This window comes from Porphyromonas cangingivalis (genome assembly GCF_900638305.1).
GTDB classification, from domain to species: Bacteria; Bacteroidota; Bacteroidia; order Bacteroidales; family Porphyromonadaceae; genus Porphyromonas_A; species Porphyromonas_A cangingivalis.
This window is the reverse complement of record NZ_LR134506.1, coordinates 1,963,733-1,984,562: the sequence shown is the minus strand read 5'-3', so window position 1 is coordinate 1,984,562 and position 20,830 is coordinate 1,963,733. Positions and strand designations below refer to the sequence as shown.

The window sequence follows — 20,830 nt, the reverse complement described above, 5'->3', positions numbered from 1 at the left end:
CAAGGTTGGATCAAAGAGGTTTGTATGCAACGTACATCGCACAGACTCCCGGAGGAAAGACCTTGAAAGACGCCCGAGAAAACCCGATACCCTCCATGATACTTTTCATCCCATTACGTTGGGGCATACGCCGGATGCTCTCAGGGAGATAGGCATAAGCCTTCCGGTTGTGTCCAAGGACAGCCCCAAGGACAGGAATAACCCCGAAGGCATGCAACTTATAAAGTCCTCTGGAGATCCGTCTGTCGGGCTCGCAAAGTTCGAGGATGACAGCAACACCTCCCGGACGTAAGGTGCGGTACATCTCCCCAAGACCTCGTTCGAGGTCGGAGAAGTTGCGGACTCCGAAAGCACAGGTGATGGCATCGAAAGTGTTGTCTTTGAAGGGTAAATGAAGAGCGTTGCACTGAACCGTGGAGACCTGAGACATACCGCGTTCGACGAACTTTCGGTCGGCCTCTCTCAGCATATTCTGAGACAAGTCCGCAGCCACGATGCGTGCCGAAGGTATGGCATTCGACAGTGCGATGGTGAAGTCTCCTGTGCCTGCAGCGAGGTCGAGGATGTGACGAGCACCTGTACGCGAAACGAGCTTGACAGCACTCTTGCGCCATGTGGAGTCAAGCCCAAAAGAAATAAGCCTGTTGAGCTTATCGTATTCGGGGGCAATGGCGTCAAACATCTTTCGGATGTTTGACGCCTTTTTACTGATTATCGTTCTTTCAGCCACGCTGTAATGTTCCTTTCGATTCTCTTTTCAAGATCATCGGTCGGATGCTTGACAAAAGTCTCTCCGATGAGCTTTTCATATAGTTCGATATATCTATCTGTGACACTCTCACAATATTCAGGTGTCATGGTCGGCACTTCTTGACCTTCTCCGCCATTGAAGCCTTTGTCGATAAGCCATTGGCGAACAAACTCTTTGGACAACTGTCTTTGCGGCATACCTTTTTGGAAAAATTCGTCATAGGTGTCCTTATAGAAATAGCGTGAAGAGTCAGGTGTGTGGATCTCATCGATGAGATAGATCTTGCCATCTTTCTTGCCGAACTCATACTTGGTATCCACGAGGATGAGTCCTCTGTCCGCAGCCAGTTTTGTCCCTCGCTCAAAAAGGGCATAGGTGTACTTCTCCAGCTGCTCGTAATCCTCTTTGGAGACAAGGCCCGAAGCGATGATCTCTTCGCGAGAGATATTTTCATCATGCCCTTCATCTGCCTTCGTCGTAGGGGTAATGATGGGGTGAGGAAACTTCTCATTCTCTCTCATACCTTCAGGTAATGTCACACCACAGAGGGTGCGTTCGCCGGCTTTGTATGCACGCCAAGCACTACCGGTAAGATAACCACGGATGACCATCTCGACCTTAAATCCTTCGCAACGAAGACCGACGGTGACCATAGGGTCAGGGTTATCGAGCTTCCAGTTGGGAACGATGTCTTTCGTCGCATCAAGATTAAATGCGGCAATTTTATTGAGGATCTCACCCTTGTAAGGGATCCCCTCGGGAAGGATGCGGTCAAACGCCGATATGCGGTCCGATACGACCATTGCGAGGAGGTCATCTCCGATGAAGTACACATCCCTGACCTTTCCGTGGTAACAAGAGGTCTGTCCCTCAAACTTGTAATCTGTCTTTGTTAGTGCTTGTGCCATTGTTATAGTATGATTTTATGGGTTTTCGAGTTCGTCATTGCTCTCGGCTATCATAGAGGCTTCACGCTCTGCTTTCACTTGACGGTCGTGCTCATCATAAGCTTCGACAATAGCCTTGACAAGACCGTGGCGAGCGATGTCCTTCTTTTCGAAAGCAATCTTTCCTATACCGTCGGTGTCACGTAGGATGTGTAGAGCTTGTTTGAGTCCGGAGGTGGTGCCTTTCGGAAGGTCTATCTGGCTCATGTCTCCCGTGACGATCATCTTGCCATTCATGCCGAGACGAGTAAGGAACATCCGCATCTGGTGGGGTGTCGTATTCTGTGCCTCATCGAGGATGATTACCGCATCGTTGAGGGTGCGACCACGCATGAATGCCAGGGGGGCAATCTGGATGACTCCGGTCTCCATATACTCTTTAAGCTTGATGGCAGGTATGAGTTCCTGCAAGGCATCATAAAGCGGTTGGAGGTAGGGATCCAATTTGTCCTTCATCTCTCCGGGCAAGAAGCCGAGTTTCTCTCCGGCTTCGACCGCAGGGCGGCTCAAGATGATCCGTCGAGCTTGTTTGCTCTTGAGCATCTTCACTGCCATGACTATGGCGATGAATGTCTTACCTGATCCGGCAGGCCCTGTCGCAAAGACAAGGTCATGCTCCTCGACAAGACGTATCATTTCACGCTGGTTGGCGGAGAAAGCTTTTATGGCCTTACCTCCGGCACCATAGATGATGACATCTTCGGAAACACGCTCTTTGGGTTCTTCTCCTCGGTGCAGCTCGACGATGGTCTCATCATCGAGGATATTGTAACGCTCGGTGTGCTTTTCGAGCTTGCTCAAGAAGCGTACGAAGTCCGAGCACTCGTCCGGATCTCCGATGACTTTTACGATGTTTCCTCTCGCCATGATCCTTAGTTTGGGATAGAGGGCTTTGAGGAGAGATAGGTTCTTATTGTTAGTGCCGAAGAAGACGGTGGGATCCGCCTCTTCGACAAGATAAATTCGTTCGTTATTCATTTATTATTGTTACAGTGACAATAGCCCGTTCATGCTATGGAAAGATCACTCCGTAGCGAGCATCTTCTCCACAGCCTCTTCGAGTTGCTTATAGGAGAGAGCACCTTCATTCTTCACACCCTTACCTTTCATTGGGATCATGAATGTCGTAGGCATCGCTCTTACGCCCATAAGTTGGGTTGGGATAGGGTTCTTGTCTACATCTATTGTATATACATAAATCTTACCTGCATACTGCTTCGCAATTTCTTTGAGGCGAGGCTTTAGTACCTTGCAAGGGCCGCACCATGTAGCGTAGAAGTCCACGATACAAGGCTTGTCCCCCTTGTACACGATCTCGTTGCTATCGAAGTCATAGATGAGTTCTTTGAACTGTTTGGTATTGATTTCGATGAGGTCTCCCTCGCCCGCTTCACCCGGAGGCACTGCCGCAATAGCATCGTTATTATATTGCAAGTATGCAAAACCAGCTACAAGTACAACAGCAAGAGTAGCAAATAGAGTAGTTAGTTTCTTTGTCATGATTGAATCGTTTTAAAAGTTTTGATTGTCGGGATGGCTCTGTGGACTATCCCGTAGCACAAATATACACAAATATCTTCGGCCTGAGCAGTGTCTGTAGTAGCCCTCACGATGAAGTCTGAGTGTATCAAAGAGGGTTTTCATAAGAAGCTCACACAAGGAAAAAACAAATGAAATGCCCAAAAAGTTGACCTTCGCCCCGGCTATCACCCCATTTGGAGCCTGTGTCAAATACGACTCAATAGTTCGGAAGCATACAGTCCCTCGGATGACTTCGGGTTTATCCTGATACACTTGTCAAGATAAGCACGAGCTTGTTCAGAGTCAGAGAGGAGTTCGATGCAAGTCAATGCGACGCGGATAAGAGCGTTTTGATAAGACTCGACAGAGACTCCTTTTGAGTTTTTCAGTACAGATAAGGACAGTCCACTGAACGCAGGTTGATCCGAATTCATTGCCCAAAAATCGTGCTCGGGGATATTCCCCCAAATCTCTCTGAAGCTACGACGATCCTCTTGTCTATCCTCAATGTCATTCCGAGTGTCGGTGTCGTATTTCTTTCCCCTCTTGAAAAGAGACGGGTGCTCATATCTATGTATTGTCTCCAAGTCCGGTTTGATACGAGACAGAGCGGTATACCGAAGGCTGTCTCTTAGACCTTGGACGCCTCTATCCCTCAAGCCTGCTTTTTCATGCAAGAGTAAGGCTTTATAGAGATCACCCTCATTATAGGCTAAGTCTCTCAGCTGTCGCACCGCATCCATCCGAAGAGAGCTCCTATCGGTTGTCTCCTCAACCCATCGTGTTATATCTCCGGACTTCTCCTTCGTCGGAGCAAGTGTCCATAGTTCGATACAGATATACTCCTTTTGATTTTTGAGTGACAGTAGCGATTTGAGGGACTCCAGGCTTTCTGTCGCAAGAGGCATATTGTTGTTCCTTTTTGCAAAGTCCGCTTGTCGCCTCAGTAGGACAGCTCTCTCATATCGGGTAAGATCTGAGGCTGAGAGTAGTTGCCGAAGTCCTTTGGTTGCCGATGGATAATTTTCTCTCACCATCTCCAGATAAGTTCGTAATATGAGGGAGTCTCGTGCCCCAAAGCTTGTTCGATCATGTTGATCGAGAAGCATCTCTGCCTCGGTGACCTTTCCTTGAGCCGAAAGAGCTGAGATTAAGTGCTTATAAGATATCCGACGGAGTGTGCTGTCCTCATAGTGCGACAGACAGAAACGACACTCGGCCTCCAATCGCTTCATGTCTCCGAGTAGAAGCAAAAGTTCTTGTCTGCCTTTCCACACAGCCCGAACCTCGGCGATCGCCTCTTTTGGGATGCCGTGCTCTTGTTTTGCTTGCCCCTTCAGATACTCTTGGCTTGTATCAAGAGCTTGTATCAAGAGCCCTTCGGCTTCTCGTTTCCCTTCATGAGCAAAATAAGTCAGAGTCAAAGGTGGCAAAATACTATCCCCTCCCGAGGAAAGAGGGAGGTGGGTATAGAAGACGTTTGTTGCGTGCTTGGCTTCTTGTCGGAACGCATGATAGGCATTGATGCGACGAAACTCTCTGCCCAAGCGACTGCTGCTACAAGCAATCACCGCACCTATGGTGCCAACTAAAAAGAGAAAAAAAGAAGCCTTTCTCACTGTTGTGCCAGACGTCGTTGGCTCAGGGTACGTGTCCCTTTGGCGACGACAAAGACAATAGTGAGCAATAAGATAGAGAATGCGCCGGTAGGCAGATTGAGGACATAACTCCCGATGAGGGCACAGATCCCCGAAAGGATGCTGAGTACCGACGAACCGATGAGCAACTTCTTGAAGTTGGAGGTAAAAAGGTTGATCGTCATTTGTGGCAGGGTGAGCATACTCATCAGCATCATGATACCCATCACACGGATACTCAATACAATGCCTATACAGATCCACACCATCAACGCCACACGATAGAGACGGACATTGAGTCCCCTTGTACGACCGTACTCGGGATCAAAGGACACCAGTAAGAGAGGATTGTAAAAGTACATTACGGCGGGAATACTCACCGCAACGAAAGTCCCCAGCATGATCAGATCCAAGCGACTGATAAGCAGGATATTCCCGAAAAGGAAGGCATTCAGCCCGGGTGTATATCCCGGTGTCATGAAAGTGAATAGGACTCCGATGGCCATACCCAGCGACCATACCGCTGCAATGGCAGAGTCTTCACGCACCTTCCCCCGGTCGGCCACAACCTCTACCCCCAAACCGCTAAATATGGCTGCTATCATCGCATAGAGTAAGGGAGACTGCCCCAAGAAGAAGCCCAACCCCAGCCCGGCAAACGAACTGTGCGTCACTCCACCTGCGATGAATACCATACGACGGACGACGACATAACTACCGATGAGTCCTGTCGCTATTGCGGTCAACAGTACAGCGAGTGCCGAGTAAGTGAAGAAGCTGTATTCGAGTATCGACATAAGTCCCTTGTTCTTACTTACCGAGCGGCATTTCTGCTTTTATTCGGGCTCCTAAATCTTCGGGCAAGACGATCCCCCGAAGTTGAAGACTTTCGAGCCAACCAAGTCGGTCTGAGGACAGCAAGGTGTCATAGACCTCGATAAATTCAGTCTTTTCGGCCGCAGTATAGCTACCTGCTTCACGACCTGAAAACCTATCCAGTTCGTGATCATCATAGTAGATGATCTTGGGCGTGTCCGGATGCTTCTTGTGACAGTTGGCACCACCACAACAACCTCCCCCTTTGCTACACATTTTCACCTCACTCTCATCCGAGGAGCTCTTCGCCCTCCTGAGCAAGACAAAAAGGACAAGTAAGACTACGAGCAATGCGCCCAACAATATAATCGGGTTCGAAAAAAATATGTCTACCATAATTTATGCGTATGAATGTTGTCTGAGAAAAAGCAAAAAGCAAGCACTTTTTACTTCGCCTTGTACACCCACGCAGAGAGATTGCCGTTGATCTCTTTGAGTGTGGTGTTGGAGTACGCTACTGCCTCCTCCATGGTCTCGAATGCCGCCACGTAGATCTTGTAGTTGCTGTTATCTGTACGAAGGACTCCCGCCCCTTCGAACATCGAAAGGTCGTTGTACTCCATATGCTTCTCCACTCCGGAGCCGGTTTTGTAGGTCGCAACAACAACAAAATGCTTGACTTTATCCTTGACCTCTGTCACAAGAGGCAGACCGGCCAAAGTAGCCGCGTCTGTCGCTTCTCTTGAAGGTTGTGCCATCTGAACCGGAGCAATGATTGTCTCTCCCGCAGAGGTAGCACTCACGGCACCAGCCTCCACGGTCGTCGAGTTTTTGTCCAGCATGGAGGTGAAGAAGCCGGCACTATAGCTATCCTCGGGCAAAGAGATTGTTTTTGTGGGGATGAACCATGTCATCGCCAAAAGCGCAGCCGCAGCCACTCCATACTTAAGCCCCTTAACATGAATAGGCAGATAGTACACCCCCTCACGACGAGTTGGCATCACATTATCGCCCAAAGCAGGGATTGCATGGCTCAAGGTAGGCAACTGTGCTACCGGCGTAAGTCCATAGTGAGAGATAGAGAACGGATGATCAGGATTAGGGAAGAACGAGACACGCTCCCCACTCTTATCCATCGAGAGACGACCGACACTACCAAGGCTCACCACCGAAGATGAGCGAAGACTTGCACGAAGTTCTTCGACATCCTTTTCAAGTAGCGCAAGCGCACGTTTATAACTCATCGCAAAAGCATCGCTGTAACTGCCGACAAGGATGCCATCATTCTGTTGCACTGCCGAATTGAACGACAACGCAAAGTGTCCGGGAAAGATCAATCCCTTGCCTTCATCCAATGAAGACGAGACCCGATGCTTGATGAAAGCGCCGAATCCCGGTACCACGACACACTCATGCGTATAGAGTGCCTGCTCGATATGTCTGATAAGTCGTCTCATGTCCCTACCTAATCTAAGATGTTACAACATCCAAAAGTACAAAATATATGCCAATTCTTCACGTCCATGGCTGTTAAAAAAGGAAAGACAAGCAACATCCGTCGATCTTTCTCGATTAAAAGCAAATAACAAAATTCTTTGTTCAATATGAATATAGGCATTTACAATAATTAATTCAAAATCCTTATAAAAAGAACACCAAAGAATAGAGCTACGCAAGCCCTTTGCATGGTCATCTCACATTTTTCCCTAAGCGAAATAAATAACAAGCAGACAAGTAACATAAAACCTCATAAATCAGCTTTGAAGTTTCAGACATTCTCCTGAAATTTCCCCATTTTAGATTACATTTGTGTGCATTTTTTGGAAACACATCTTTGTTAGATAAAACAAAAATCTAATTTATGAATAGAATTATTATCATAGGGAACGGATTTGACAAGGCACATAAACTTGCAACTGGCTATAAGGACTTTATAGACAGCTATTGGACTGATATTTCTCATCACATATTTGATAATTATAAACATTTCCTCAATAAACACTTTAACATAACTCACAATCCAACACCCTACGAAGATGAAATTCTCTCATTCAAAGTCTTTCATGACCTACGAAACAAAAAATTAGATCCTTCGTATCCTAAATCATGCTCAAGCTCATACGATATGCAAAGGTTCATTGCAATATTGAATCATCGGAAGAGTCATTACGACGAGTCATTTGAATTGAGCATCAAAAACAAATTCTTCGAGCATATTTCTGGTCGTTGTTCACTTACTAACTGGGTAGATATCGAAAACGAATACTATGAAAAGCTGAAAGAATTGCTTACAGAAAGTGATGCATTTGTTCGGAATGAGAAAGTGCAAGAACTGAATAAAGATTTTAATGCAGTGAAAAGGTTACTTGAAAAGTATTTGACGAAGATAGTAGAAGATGTAAAACCAACTTCATTTAGATCCGTTCAAAAAGCCTTTGATAGCATAATAAATCCGGATGACATCGCTCATGGCAATCAAAAGAAAGTTTATGACTTGATTATTCAGGAGATTAAGAAGGCTAATCTTAAAGAAGAGGAGCAGTACAAAACAGACCTATATTTGAATATAACAGAAGGAATCCCTCTTCAACTACTCCCAATTAAAGACTATAAATTCAGGACAAGACACTTCACTCCAAAACAGACATTGACACTAAATTTCAACTATACATCAACTGCAGAACATCTCTTTTATATCAAAGATGATTATGAGGTTGTCAACATTCATGGACAGCTTAACGACAAAAGCAACCCTATCATTTTTGGTTATGGGGATGAGTTGGATGATGATTACAAACGGATAGAAAAGCTACAGGATAACGATTTTCTGGAAAATATGAAGTCTATCCACTACCATGAAACAAGTAACTATCGGAAGCTGTTGGGCTTCATTGAAGCAGATCTATACCAAGTCGTTATCATGGGACATTCGTGTGGAAACTCAGACCGCACATTGCTTAATACACTGTTTGAGCATCGCAACTGTATCTCCGTAAAAGTCTATTACCACCAACGAGAGGATGGATCAGATAATTACAGCGAATTGGTTCGTAACCTCTCACGTAATTTCAATGACAAAGCAGGGATGAGAGACAAAGTCGTCAATAAAGAATATTGCAAGCCCCTTGTCCCATCCACTGAAGCTTGATTTAATGAAGAATCATCACTCCTTGGAGGGGAGAGAGACCTTGTCGAGGATACCTGTGAGATAGGCGAGGGTGATGCCGTAGTTGGTCATCGGCACTTTTTGGGCTTGGGCTTGGGCAGAGCGACTCATGACCATCTTACGGGTAAACATACATGCACCGCAATGGATGACAAGATCGTAGGGGGTGAGGTCGTCGGGGAAATCTTTCCCTGCTACCATATCGATGCGGAGCTCTGCGCCGATGCGCCCACGGAGAAGGCGGGGGATCTTGACCGTGCCGATGTCTTCACTCTCCGGAGCATGTGTGCAAGCCTCGGCGATGAGGACTCTTGATGACGGAGTGAGCGAAGCGATGGCTCTTGCCCCTTCGACAAAATTGTCGATGTCCCCCTTGTAAGCGGCAAAGAGGACGGAGAAGGAGGTCAGCAAGCTACCTTCGGGTTTGAGAGCATAGACCTCCTTGAAAGCCTGAGAGTCTGTGATGATGAGGTGTGGCGGACGAGCCAAAGCACTCAATGCTTGTCGCATCGTGTCAGGAGTACAAGAGATGGAGATACAACCCTTATCAAGGAGTTCTCTGATGGTCTGAACCTGAGGGAGGATGAGTCGACCTTTGGGTGCGGCAGCATCCTGTGGCATCACGAGAAGGACAGTATCACCGGCCTTCGTGAGCGAGCCTGTGATCGTGCGCTCGTCGTCTTTGATATGCGCTTCGTGCAGAGCCTTACGCAAGTCCTCGATCCCCATCCCTGTGTGCGCACTCGCCACGATGGGTGGGTGTCCGGTGAGGGTCTTGAGCTTTGCTTTCAACGCATCGTCATAAGTATGGACATCACCCTTGTTGAGGACGGTGACGATGGGTATCTTTGAGGTTTTGAGGACCTCCACCCATTCCTCCTCGATATCTGTCTCATCCGATGCCAACACAAGGATGGCGATGTCAGCGAGCTTCAATGTCCCCTTGGTACGCTCTATGCGGAGCTGTCCGAGGGCCTCGTCTCTGTCGTCAAAACCCGCAGTATCCACAAGGACACAAGCTCCCAACCCCTTGACCTCCATAGCCTTGGAGACCGGGTCTGTCGTCGTCCCTGCCACGGCGGAGACGAGGGAGACCTCCTGCCCCGTGAGGGCGTTGATGAGGGAAGACTTCCCACTGTTGGTACGCCCATAGAGGACGATGTGCAGGCGTTCGGAACGAGGAGTCTGTGACATAAGCCGTGCGTAAACGAAGTCGTTGTGTTTTAGAATCTGAAGTCTCTCTTCCCTTCTTCGATCTCGCCGAGGTTCTTCTCAGCCTTGGCACGTATCTTCTCGTTGGGGATCATCTTGAGACCACTGAGGATGAGTTTTTCGCCCTTCTTCTTAGTATTCGCCGAAGCATAGTCCTCCAAATACTCCTTAAGGGTGATGAGGGCGTTCGGACCGCAGCAGTTGGCGATCTGTCCGCTCTTGATGAGTGCCATGAATCGATCGCCCGTACGCCCTTCACGGTAACAAGCCGTACAGAAGCTGGGGACATAACCCAAGTCAATCAGCCACTCCGCGATCTCATCGAGCGTGCGGGTATCCGAGAGGTCAAACTGTGCTGTCTCGTCAGTCTCCGGAGCGGTATCCACGGCATAGCCTCCTACGGTGGTACGTGAGCCGCCACTGAGCTGAGACACTCCCACTTCGAGGACACGCTCGCGAGACTGTTGGCTCTCTCTGGTCGAAATGATCATACCGGTATAAGGCACGGCGATACGGATGATCGCCACGATACGGCGGAAGATATCATCAGAGATGGAGTTGGGGAAGTCGGCAGTGTCGATGTCGTCGGCAGGACAGATACGAGGCACACTGATCGTGTGAGGGCCGACCCCAAAGACCGCTTCGAGGTGCTCGGCATGCATGAGCAGACCGGTGAAGTCATACTTATAGGTATTAAGACCGAAAAGCACACCGATACCCACATCATCGATGCCCCCTTCCATGGCTCTGTCCATGGCTTCGGTATGATAGATGTAGTCGCTCTTGGGGCCTGTGGGGTGAAGAGCCTCATAAGTCGGGCGGTGATAGGTCTCCTGGAAAAGGAGATAAGTACCGATACCGGCCTCATGGAGCTTGCGGTAGTTCTCGACCGACGTCGCAGCGATGTTCACATTGACACGGCGGATCGCACCGTTTTTGTGCTTGATGTCGTAGATCGTCTTGATGGACTCCAAGAGATAGTCCATGTCGTTGAGTTTGGGGTGTTCACCCATCTCGAGTGCCAGCCTCTTGTGCCCCATATCCTGAAGGGCGATGACCTCCTTACGGATCTCATCTTGGGTCAACTTGCGACGAGGGATGGTCTTATTCTTGGCATGATAAGGGCAGTAGGTACAGCCATTGACACAATAGTTGGAAAGATAAAGGGGGGCAAACATCACGATACGATTGCCATAGAGGCGTTGCTTGATCTCCTTTGCGATGGAAAACATACGCTGTTGCAACGCTTCGTCTTCACACTCCAAGAGGAGCATAGCCTCTCTGTGATCCAGTCCCTTACCATCGATAGCCCTATCGAGTATCGCCTCGATCATGGCTTTGTTGTCCTTGTTGGCTTCGGCAAATGCGAGAGTCGCCAATATCTCTTCGTGAGAGATAAATTCTTCTGCCTTCCTTGATGCCTTGTTATATGTCATTTTAGTATAAAATCTTTCTGTGTTTCTATTTCGTGAGAACAAATTATAACAATAAAAAGTTCACAAAACTCTCGTAAAATGCCACTACTCAGACCTCAACGGTCTTAAAAGAGTTCTTATCACCTGATACATCCAAAAGGGACTCCATACCCCTTCCCGACACAATCCATAGCGCACTGCAAAGTTAGTGACTATTTCGTACACTTGCTTGAGAAAAACAATACTCTGAAAGGCAGATCAAACTTACCCTCATCACAAATCCGCACAATGACACCAAAAGGCGCACGAAGAGACGGGAGGCTTTGTCCCAAAATTGACTACATTTGTAAAAGATAATTCCATCATCTCCACAAAGTCTCTATGGAAAAGCTGATCATAGTCGTACTACTCATCATCGTACTGCTCCTTGCGTTGCTGGCATGGGTCTTTTACCGCAAACTCAGAGATAAGCAGGAAGCAGAGTACTTCATCGAAGACCTCCTGAAACACTTCTTCACCAAGAACAAGGAGGCTTGGACACTGGATGACATCCGTGCGTGGAAGGACATCAACGAGGACACCGTGCGTAAGTATCTCAACATCGCAGAGTGCCGTGGCTGGATACACCTCTCGGGCGCATCGGACAACATCGTCGTGATCTCTCCTGCAGGACTCACCTATGGAGCGCAGATGTCTCGTGCACATAGGATATACGAGCGGTATTTGGCCGAAAAGACGAGTTACCCCAAGGATGAATGGCACCGTCGTGCCGAACTCAAAGAGCACCATCTCACCCCTTCCGATGTGGAAGAACTGAGTCGCAGCATGGGACACCCCCTCTTCGACCCGAGTGGCGAGCCCATACCTCCGAGGGTGGGTGGCTTGCCGGACTTTCAGTTCATCGCGCTGGATGAGGTCACAGACACGGATGCGGTCTACACAGTGGCGGCTCTGCCGGATGATGAGGAGAAGAGGGTGTTGACCTTCTTGCACCAAGGACTCATCGTGGGCGTGCCGGTACAAGTACTCGGCACGGGGACGACAGCACGCCTGCGTGTCGAAGACAAGATCATCGAAGTACCGGAGCACTGGCAACCCCACGTACTGCTCAAACACAAAGACACGGATACACCTCTGCCCGATGGGTTGATCCCCTTGTCCAAGCTCCGTCCGGGCGAACGTGCGGTCATCGTCCGCATGAAGTCCATCATCATGGGTGAGAAGCGTAGGAGACTGTCTGACCTCGGCTTTGTCAAAGGGGGAGAGGTGAGTGTCTACATGGCGAGCCCTCTGGGGCATCCTGTGGCCTATCTGGTGCGGGACACGGCCATCGCCCTGCGCCGCGACCAGGCGGATCATATCTTGGTCCAGCCGATCAAGTCCCCAAGAGATGCTAACTCATAATCTTGTGATCCCGATGCAAAATAAAGACAGTCATAAGAAGTCTCTCGTCCGTACCGGAAAGAGTGCGGACGGAGCAGAAATGAGGATCGCCCTTGCCGGCAATCCAAACACAGGGAAGAGTACCGTATTCAATTACCTCACAGGCCTCCGCCAACACACGGGCAACTGGCCCGGTAAGACCGTGGCAAAGGCCGAAGGGAGTTTCTCTTACAATGACAAAAAGTACAATATCGTCGACCTGCCGGGGACATATTCCCTCCTATCTACATCGGAGGACGAGGAGATCGCTCGTGACTTCATCCTCTTCGGTGCACCCGATGTGACGGTGATAGTGAGCGATGCCACACGTCTTGAGCGTAACCTGAACCTCATCCTCCAGATCCTCGAGATCACAGACAGGGCGATCCTCGTGGTCAACCTGCTGGACGAAGCCAAGCGTAACGGCATCCATGTAGATACGGAGCGTCTGAGCCGGCGACTCGGCATCCCGGTGGTAGGGGCTTCGGCACGCTCGGGTAAAGGGATGGATCTCTTGCTCTCGGAGATCGATGACTTGGTGCATCGCAAGGATGTGCAGGCGCCTCATCGTTTGACGAAGCTGCAAGGCAAAGAGCTGACCGTGGTGACCTTGCTGACGGAGCAGATCCACAGTGCGCTACCCGACATCGCCAATGCCAGATGGCTCGCACTGAGACTGCTGGATGGTGATGAGCGGATCAAGTCGGGACTGAAGGAGGGGGAGTTCGGGACTTCGGAAGAGATCCCCGAGATCCTCCGCCGTGCAGAAGAGATGCGTTGGGAAGTGGGTGACGATCTGCACGATCACATCACGGAAGCGATATTCGCCGAGGCAAAAGAGATCGCAGAAGAGGCTGTGACCTTCGGCAGTCAGGAGCGCAACATGCGACTGGACATGAAGCTCGACCGCATCTTGACGAGCAAGACATGGGGGTTCCCGATCATGCTCCTGATGCTGGCAGCGGTACTTTGGATCACGATCAAGGGATCGAACTATCCCTCACAGTGGCTATCGGACATCCTTGTGGGGTATCTACATCCGCTACTGTACTCGACATTGGGAGGTGTCTTGCCGACCAAGCTGGCAAGCTTCCTCATCGACGGAGTGTACCTGACGACGGCATGGGTGGTATCGGTGATGCTGCCCCCGATGGCCATCTTCTTCCCACTGTTCACCTTGCTGGAGGACTTCGGCTATCTACCCCGTGTGGCATTCAATCTTGACGAGCTCTTCCGTCGTAGCGGAGCGCACGGCAAGCAGGCACTTACGATGACCATGGGCTTCGGCTGTAATGCGGCCGGTGTGGTGGCGACACGCATCATCGACAGTCCGCGCGAACGCCTCATAGCCATACTGACGAACAACTTCTCTCTCTGCAACGGCCGATGGCCGACACAGATCATGCTGGCAACGATATTCTTGTCCACGGTAGTCCCTCCGGCGTTGGGCTCGGTGGCCAGCATCGGAGCCGTGCTCGGCATAGCACTTCTGGGCGTCCTGATGATGTTCGGGAGTTCGTACCTCTTGTCGCACACCCTCCTCAAGGGGAAGGTCTCCACGTTCAACCTTGAGCTCCCCCCATACCGTCCGCCCAAGCTCCTACAAGTCCTCTACACCTCCCTCATCGACCGCACACTCATCGTGCTGTGGAGAGCGATTGTATTTGCCGCTCCTGCAGGTGCGGTGATATGGCTACTCTGCAATATCAACATCGGCGACCTGTCGATCGCAGAGTGGATGATCAACGGACTTGATGGCTTCGGTCTCCTCGTGGGGCTCAACGGAGTCATCCTCCTGGCTTACATCATCGCCATACCTGCCAACGAGATCGTCCTTCCCTCCGTACTCATGCTGACGGTACTCAGCGTCCCTTCGTTGAGCGATCTGAGCGAAGGAGTGGGCACACTCATGGGGACGGAGGCCTCTGACACCATAGAGATGATACTCAGGACGGGGGGCTGGACGACCCTCACAGCGGTGAATGTCATGCTCTTCAGTCTCCTTCACAACCCTTGCAGCACCACCCTCTACACCATCTACAAGGAGACGGGGAGTGCCAAGTGGACATTCGTGGCGGCAGCCCTGCCACTGCTCTTGGGCTTTGCCATGATTTCGATCGTCACCTTCGTCTGGAGGCTTCTCGAAACACAAACGATGATCCCTCATGGATAAGAAAATCAAAGTAACGATCATCGGGACGGTCGTCAACCTCATCCTGCCCCCGATCAAGTTTGTGGCGGGAGTACTGTGGAACAGTAATGCCCTCGTCGCAGATGCCATACACTCCCTCTCCGACCTCCTCTCGGATCTCGTGATCTATATCTTCCTCACCGTCGCCCGCAGACCTCGTGACAAGAACCACGACTACGGCTACGGCAAGTACGAGACCCTCGCCACCCTATTCATCGCCTTCCTCCTCGTCATCGTCGGTGGATTTATTGCCGGAAGTGCGATAAGTACGGTGCTCGAATACTTCGACAAAGGTCTTCTGCCCGAACGCCCGGGCACCGTGGCACTCATCGCCGCCCTCGTGTCGGTCGTCCTCAAGGAGATCCTCTTCAGAGTCACACGCAAGGTGGCGATAGAGACCAAGAGCGATGCCGTCATGGCCAACGCCTGGCACCACCGAAGTGATGCCTACTCCTCGATAGCGACACTGATCGGGATCACCGGTGCCATATTCTTCGAAGGTGTGGGGACGCTCCTCGAGCCCATAGCGGCCCTTGTCGTCGGCATCTTCATCATGAAGGTCGGTGTCCAGCTGGGTGTCCCTGCCATACGTGCCCTCACCGAAGCGAGTCTCACCGACAACATCGAACAGGAGATCCTGGAGATCATCTGTAGCGTGAAGGAGGTCGAGGATCCTCACAACCTCCGCACCCGACTCATCGGTAACGACTACGCCATCGAAGTCGATGTGCGCACCGATGGCAACCGCACCGTACACGAAGCACATGAGCTCACTCAGGTCATCGAACGAAGACTGCGACGAAGATTTGGCAACGGCACACACATCGTCATCCACGTCGAACCCCGCAAACCCTACCGCCATGGGCATCTCTACGAAAAATAACATCTCCCTCCCTGCCCGCCTCGATCCCTCACGTCTCGAAGCCGGATGTGACGAAGCCGGAAGGGGCTGCATCGCCGGTCCTGTCGTGGCGGCAGCGGTGATCCTGCCGCCCGACCTCATCATACCCGGTCTGGACGACTCCAAGAAGTTGTCCGAAAGCCGACGGATGGCACTCCGTGAGATCATCATCGAACAGTCCCTCGCCTATGCCGTCAGCATCGTATCGGCCGAAGAGATCGATCGTATCAACATCCTCCAAGCCTCGTTCGTCGCCATGACCCGAGCAGTCGAAGCCCTGACGCTGACACCCGAGCACCTCCTCATCGACGGCAACCGTTTCCGCAGCACCACGACAATCCCTTACACCTGCATCGTCAAGGGCGATGGCAAGATCGCTTCGATAGCGGCAGCATCCATCCTCGCCAAGACCACAAGAGACCTCCTGATGAGAGAGCTCCACGAAGCGCATCCTCACTACGGATGGGCGCAGAATGCAGGCTACCCGACCCCGGGTCATATCGAGGCTCTGCATCGCCATGGCTTGTCTCCCCATCATCGCAAGACCTTCGCTCCCTGCCGCCCGACACTCTTCGACCTCATCTGACTCTGACAACGTCCTCGCCTGCCCTCACTCTTTGCAAGGAGTTCTCTCCCCTTCAACGATCCTCGAAATCGAGTTTAACGACTTTCGTCATCAAGTCTAACGACCTTCGTCATCGATCTTAACGACTTTTTCGTCCCCCTTGGAGGACACTATATCTCCCCCCTTCCCCTCTGCTCTATCAACATCTTCCCCAAAGATGCAGGGTCGTTGTGAAGCACCGATAAGGAACTTTATATATTCAAAAAAGAGATTATCACATTATATTCATATCTTTGCGAAAAACAAAGCTCTGTAAGAAACTATGGACAATAAGAAGATTGAGAATACAGAAATGGAATACGATGACGATGCGTGTATCGCCTTCATCCGCCAAGAAACATCCGGCAACAAGGCCATCGCAGCCCTCTCCGATGACGACATCATGTACATCATCGACCTCGTCTACGACTTCATGGAGAGTCGCGGACTGATGGATGAAGACGACGAGGAGGACTTCGAGGTCGATCTTGAAGAACTGTACCAATACGTCACAAAGAACATCAAAAGAGATGAGTTCGACTTCACCCTTTCTGAAGAAGACTTCATCCTCATCTATGATGCCGAAGCAGAGTACACCGACACTCTCGTGTAAAAGAAAATGAGGCATAGATGATTTAAGTACGAACAAACAAAACAAATTTGAAGATTATGAAGAAGACTAAAACACTACTCGGCGTTTCGTTCCTATCAGTAGCGATCACACTTGGTGGTTGCGGACTCAACAATGCTGCCAAAGGTACCGGCATCGGCGCAGGTGCAGGTGCAGCCATCGGTGCAGGGATAGGCAACGCCATGGGCAATACCGGTCTCGGTGCCGTCATCGGTGCAGCCATCGGTGGCGCAGCAGGTGGAGTCATCGGTAACAAGATGGACAAGCAGAAGAAGGAACTCGAACAAGCTGTACCTGAAGCAACCGTGGAGACCGTCAACAACGGTGAGGCGATCCGTGTCACTTTCGACAGCGGTATCCTCTTTGCGACCAATTCAAGCACTCTCAGTGCGGCTTCTCGCAATGCCCTCACACGCTTCGCTCAGAACATGAACGAAAACCCTGACACCGACATCAAGATCATCGGTCACACCGACAGCACCGGTCGTCACGAATACAATATGACCCTCTCCAAGAAGAGAGCGGACAGCGTCTTCAACCACCTCATCACACAAGGTGTGCGCTCTTCTCGCATCCTGTCCATCGGCATGGGTCCCGATCAGCCTGTCGCTGACAACACCACTGTCGAAGGACGTGCTCAGAACCGCCGTGTCGAGGTCTACATCCTCCCGAACGCAAAGATGATCGAAGAGGCAAAGAAGCAGGGCAAGTAAGCCACTCTTTGTCATAAGGATAACAACACAAAAAAGAGGCTGTGCCGAAGTGAATTTTCGGCACAGCCTCTTTTTTATCTTATCGCCTATATCTTATGTGGCGATACAGGGGTCAGAGGAAGTGAACCTTGCGAGTGTCCATTTCGTAGATCGCTCCACAGATCTTGATCTTCCCTTCCTCTTCGAGTTTCTTGAGGATAGGACTGTCTCTGCGGATCTCTTCGATGGTCTGGAGGACATTTTCCTTGACGACAGCATCAGCAAACTCTTTGTTGGAGTAAGTGCGCTCGCCGGCATATTCTGTCGCTTCGACCGAAGGCTTGATCTCCTCCATGAGCGAAGTGATGTTGCCGAGCTCGACTCCCTTGATCGCAGACTTGATCGCGCCACAGTCATGATGCCCGAGGACAAGGATCACCTTGGAGCCGGAGACTCCGCACGCATACTCAAGACTACCGAGCATGTAATCATCAGCCACATTGCCGGCAACACGACCGACAAAAAGGTCTCCGATACCCTTGTCAAAAATGTACTCGACAGGGACACGACTATCGATACAAGACAGAATGATGGCTTCGGGATACTGACCCTGAAGACTCGCAGTGGCTTGTCCCTCGAAGTCTCGTTCGACCTGCTTGTTCTCTACATAGCGAGCATTTCCGGCCTTGAGACTCTCGATGACAAGATCAGGAGTCAAGCCGTCCTGAGCCTCTTTGGTGATGACCTCAGATATCTGAGCGGACTTGTCGACAGCCGGAGCTTCGGACTTGTTTTGCGTGGATTGGTTGCCACATGAGACAAGCATCATCATGACGGCAGAGAAGAGGATTGTTTTCTTCATAAGACATTCATTTTAGTGGATAATTATTTACACCTCACCTCTCTTTTGTGAGTTTTTTCTGATTTCATTATCGACAGCACAAGGTGTCTCAGTGCAAAAGTAACACTTTTATTTAACTTGCATACGGGCTTCAGGCGTCTGAGGGAGCAAGAAGTCCATAAAATAAGAAAGGGCATTGAGACAAAGATAAAAACAACCGAAGAGGAAAGCTCGTTTGTTTTGCGTAAAAGTAGGACAAACATGGGCAAATACTCACCCGAAATGACTATCTTTGAAAGACGTAGCTTCGGGTAGGCCTATCCTCCCGACAGATCTGCTACACGAATACGCAACAACAAGATTACTAATAAATAAGACGACTTAAACGAAATGAAAGGACGTGTACTTATCATCGGTGCCGGCGGTGTCGGCACAGTGGTGGCAAAGAAAGTGGCGATGAATTCGGATGTCTTCACCGACATCATGCTCGCAAGCCGTACAAAGTCTAAGTGCGATGCTATCGCCGCAGATATCAAAAATGTGAAGATCAAGACGGCTCAAGTGGATGCCGACAGCGTGGAGGATCTCGTGAGACTCTTCAACGACTTCAAGCCCGAACTTGTCATCAACGTAGCCCTCCCTTACCAGGACCTCACGATCATGGATGCCTGCCTTGAGTGTGGTGTCAACTACCTCGACACGGCAAACTATGAACCTTTGGATGAGGCTAAGTTTGAGTACCACTGGCAGTGGGCTTATCAGGAACGCTTCAAGGAGGCGGGCTTGACTGCCATCCTCGGTTGTGGGTTTGACCCGGGCGTGACCAACATCTTCACTGCCCATGCTGCCAAGCATCATTTCGATGAGATACATTACCTCGACATCGTGGACTGTAACGCAGGCGATCACCACAAGGCATTTGCTACCAACTTCAACCCCGAGATCAACATCCGTGAGATCACTCAGAAGGGTAAGTACTGGGAAGATGGCAAGTGGATCGAGACTGAACCACAAGAGATACACAAGACCCTCAACTACCCCGAAGTAGGTCCGAGAGAGTCTTACCTCCTCTACCACGAAGAGCTCGAGTCATTGACAAAGAACTTCCCCACTCTCCGTCGTGCTCGCTTTTGGATGACATTCGGTCAAGAGTACCTGACTCACCTTCGCGTGATCCAAAACATCGGTATGGCAAGCATCGTACCCATCATGTACGAAGGTCGTGAGATCGTTCCGATCCAGTTCCTCAAGGCGGTACTTCCCGATCCGGGCGAACTTGGAGAAAACTACACAGGTCAGACCTCCATCGGTTGCCGCATCCGTGGTATCAAAGATGGCAAGGAACGCACCTACTACATCTACAACAACTGTAGTCACGAGGCCGCATACAAGGAGACCGGAGCACAGGGCGTGAGCTACACCACCGGTGTACCTGCTACGATCGGAGCAATGATGTTCTTCAAGGGGCTTTGGCGCAAACCGGGCGTCTTCAACGTCGAGGAGTTCGATCCCGATCCATTCATGGAACAGCTCAACAAGCAAGGACTCCCTTGGCACGAACTCTTTGACATCGACCTCGAGCTATGATAAAGATAGGAGACAAGATACCTGCCATACTCGGCAAGGATCAGGACGGTAACGAAATCACCGCCGAAGGCCTCAAGGGCAACAAAGTCATTCTTTACTTCTATCCGAAAGACAACACCTCGGGTTGTACTGCTCAGGCATGCAGTCTCCGCGACGGCATCGCCGATCTCAAGGCTGCCGGATACATCGTCATCGGAGTAAGCAAGGACTCGGCAAAGTCGCACACCAAGTTCAGAGACCAACACAGTCTACCCTTCGCACTGATTGCGGACACCGACACCGAACTCAACCAGGCTTTCGGAGTCTGGGTAGAGAAGAGCATGTACGGTCGTAAGTACATGGGCACCGAGCGCACCACCTTCGTCATCGACGAGGAGGGCATCGTGCGAGCTATCGTATCGGGCAAAGAGGTGGACACCAAAGAGCATGCAAGACAGCTGTTGGAAATGATCTCAAAGCTCGACAAGTAATAACACAACAAAAAAATTTCTCCACA

General features: G+C 50.4%; 20 protein-coding genes. 9 read left to right on the top strand and 11 right to left on the bottom strand.

What is annotated here, in order from left to right; genetic code table 11:
- Positions 1-10 precede the first annotated feature (10 nt).
- From ubiE to EL262_RS08150, 8 genes are all read right to left on the bottom strand, one after another.
- The gene (ubiE, locus tag EL262_RS08185) at positions 11-730 is read right to left on the bottom strand and encodes a bifunctional demethylmenaquinone methyltransferase/2-methoxy-6-polyprenyl-1,4-benzoquinol methylase UbiE (protein WP_036853301.1); all 720 of its coding nucleotides are present in this window, start codon (positions 728-730) and stop codon (positions 11-13) included.
- Positions 712-1,659 (bottom strand): phosphoribosylaminoimidazolesuccinocarboxamide synthase, encoded by a 948-nt coding sequence (locus EL262_RS08180; protein WP_025836626.1) that lies wholly within the window; start codon positions 1,657-1,659, stop codon positions 712-714. Before EL262_RS08180 ends, ubiE begins: the two co-directional genes overlap by 19 nt.
- A 15-nt stretch (positions 1,660-1,674) precedes the next feature.
- Positions 1,675-2,676 (bottom strand): PhoH family protein, encoded by a 1,002-nt coding sequence (locus tag EL262_RS08175; protein ID WP_025836624.1) that lies wholly within the window; start codon positions 2,674-2,676, stop codon positions 1,675-1,677.
- A gap of 45 nt (positions 2,677-2,721) precedes the next feature.
- On the bottom strand, positions 2,722-3,198 hold the full coding sequence (locus EL262_RS08170) for a thioredoxin family protein (protein WP_025836622.1): 477 nt from the start codon (positions 3,196-3,198) through the stop codon (positions 2,722-2,724).
- A gap of 227 nt (positions 3,199-3,425) precedes the next feature.
- On the bottom strand, positions 3,426-4,838 hold the full coding sequence (locus tag EL262_RS08165) for a hypothetical protein (protein WP_025836620.1): 1,413 nt from the start codon (positions 4,836-4,838) through the stop codon (positions 3,426-3,428).
- On the bottom strand, positions 4,835-5,653 hold the full coding sequence (locus EL262_RS08160; RefSeq protein WP_078735459.1) for a metal ABC transporter permease: 819 nt from the start codon (positions 5,651-5,653) through the stop codon (positions 4,835-4,837). The genes EL262_RS08165 and EL262_RS08160 overlap by 4 nt, the downstream gene beginning before the upstream one ends.
- Positions 5,654-5,666: 13 nt before the next feature.
- Positions 5,667-6,068 (bottom strand): hypothetical protein, encoded by a 402-nt coding sequence (locus tag EL262_RS08155; RefSeq protein WP_051522597.1) that lies wholly within the window; start codon positions 6,066-6,068, stop codon positions 5,667-5,669.
- Between the two features lie 50 nt (positions 6,069-6,118).
- Positions 6,119-7,129, bottom strand: a complete 1,011-nt coding sequence (locus EL262_RS08150; RefSeq protein ID WP_025836618.1) for an HU domain-containing protein — start codon at positions 7,127-7,129, stop codon at positions 6,119-6,121.
- A gap of 404 nt (positions 7,130-7,533) precedes the next feature.
- Here EL262_RS08150 and EL262_RS08145 point away from each other — a divergent pair, with 404 nt between their 5' ends.
- Complete coding sequence (locus EL262_RS08145; protein WP_025836616.1) at positions 7,534-8,820, top strand: AbiH family protein; 1,287 nt, start codon at positions 7,534-7,536, stop codon at positions 8,818-8,820.
- Positions 8,821-8,835: 15 nt separating this feature from the next.
- Here EL262_RS08145 and hydF read toward each other — a convergent pair whose 3' ends face one another.
- Both hydF and hydG read right to left on the bottom strand, forming a co-directional pair.
- Positions 8,836-10,032, bottom strand: coding sequence for a [FeFe] hydrogenase H-cluster maturation GTPase HydF (gene hydF, locus EL262_RS08140; protein WP_078735458.1), 1,197 nt, complete (start codon positions 10,030-10,032; stop codon positions 8,836-8,838).
- Between the two features lie 29 nt (positions 10,033-10,061).
- Complete coding sequence (gene hydG / locus EL262_RS08135) at positions 10,062-11,486, bottom strand: [FeFe] hydrogenase H-cluster radical SAM maturase HydG (RefSeq protein ID WP_036846775.1); 1,425 nt, start codon at positions 11,484-11,486, stop codon at positions 10,062-10,064.
- Positions 11,487-11,846: 360 nt separating this feature from the next.
- On the opposite strand from hydG, the gene EL262_RS08130 reads away from it, so the two are divergent.
- The 6 genes from EL262_RS08130 (at position 11,847) to EL262_RS08105 (ending at position 17,927) form a co-directional block, all read left to right on the top strand.
- A complete protein-coding gene (locus EL262_RS08130; protein ID WP_025836614.1) occupies positions 11,847-12,869 on the top strand; it encodes a metal-dependent transcriptional regulator in 1,023 nt (340 codons plus the stop codon).
- A 13-nt stretch (positions 12,870-12,882) separates the two neighbouring features.
- Positions 12,883-15,060: a ferrous iron transport protein B gene (gene feoB, locus EL262_RS08125; protein WP_078735529.1), complete on the top strand. Its 2,178-nt coding sequence runs from the start codon at positions 12,883-12,885 to the stop codon at positions 15,058-15,060.
- Complete coding sequence (locus EL262_RS08120; protein WP_036846769.1) at positions 15,053-15,961, top strand: cation diffusion facilitator family transporter; 909 nt, start codon at positions 15,053-15,055, stop codon at positions 15,959-15,961. Before feoB ends, EL262_RS08120 begins: the two co-directional genes overlap by 8 nt.
- On the top strand, positions 15,939-16,565 hold the full coding sequence (locus EL262_RS08115) for a ribonuclease HII (protein WP_051522596.1): 627 nt from the start codon (positions 15,939-15,941) through the stop codon (positions 16,563-16,565). The genes EL262_RS08120 and EL262_RS08115 overlap by 23 nt, the downstream gene beginning before the upstream one ends.
- A gap of 301 nt (positions 16,566-16,866) precedes the next feature.
- Positions 16,867-17,196 (top strand): hypothetical protein, encoded by a 330-nt coding sequence (locus EL262_RS08110; RefSeq protein ID WP_036846766.1) that lies wholly within the window; start codon positions 16,867-16,869, stop codon positions 17,194-17,196.
- 56 nt (positions 17,197-17,252) lie between these two features.
- Positions 17,253-17,927: a YiaD family glycine zipper/OmpA-like lipoprotein gene (locus tag EL262_RS08105; protein WP_025836606.1), complete on the top strand. Its 675-nt coding sequence runs from the start codon at positions 17,253-17,255 to the stop codon at positions 17,925-17,927.
- A 112-nt stretch (positions 17,928-18,039) separates the two neighbouring features.
- On the opposite strand, the gene EL262_RS08100 is transcribed toward EL262_RS08105, so the two are convergent.
- A complete protein-coding gene (locus tag EL262_RS08100; protein ID WP_025836604.1) occupies positions 18,040-18,768 on the bottom strand; it encodes a carbonic anhydrase family protein in 729 nt (242 codons plus the stop codon).
- A gap of 369 nt (positions 18,769-19,137) precedes the next feature.
- Here EL262_RS08100 and EL262_RS08095 point away from each other — a divergent pair, with 369 nt between their 5' ends.
- Together EL262_RS08095 and bcp are read left to right on the top strand one after the other, a co-directional pair.
- Positions 19,138-20,334, top strand: a complete 1,197-nt coding sequence (locus tag EL262_RS08095; protein WP_025836602.1) for a saccharopine dehydrogenase family protein — start codon at positions 19,138-19,140, stop codon at positions 20,332-20,334.
- Positions 20,331-20,804 carry a thioredoxin-dependent thiol peroxidase gene (gene bcp, locus EL262_RS08090; protein WP_078735457.1) on the top strand — a complete coding sequence of 158 codons (474 nt, stop codon included), beginning with the start codon at positions 20,331-20,333 and terminating at the stop codon, positions 20,802-20,804. The genes EL262_RS08095 and bcp overlap by 4 nt, the downstream gene beginning before the upstream one ends.
- The last annotated feature ends 26 nt before the right edge of the window (positions 20,805-20,830 follow it).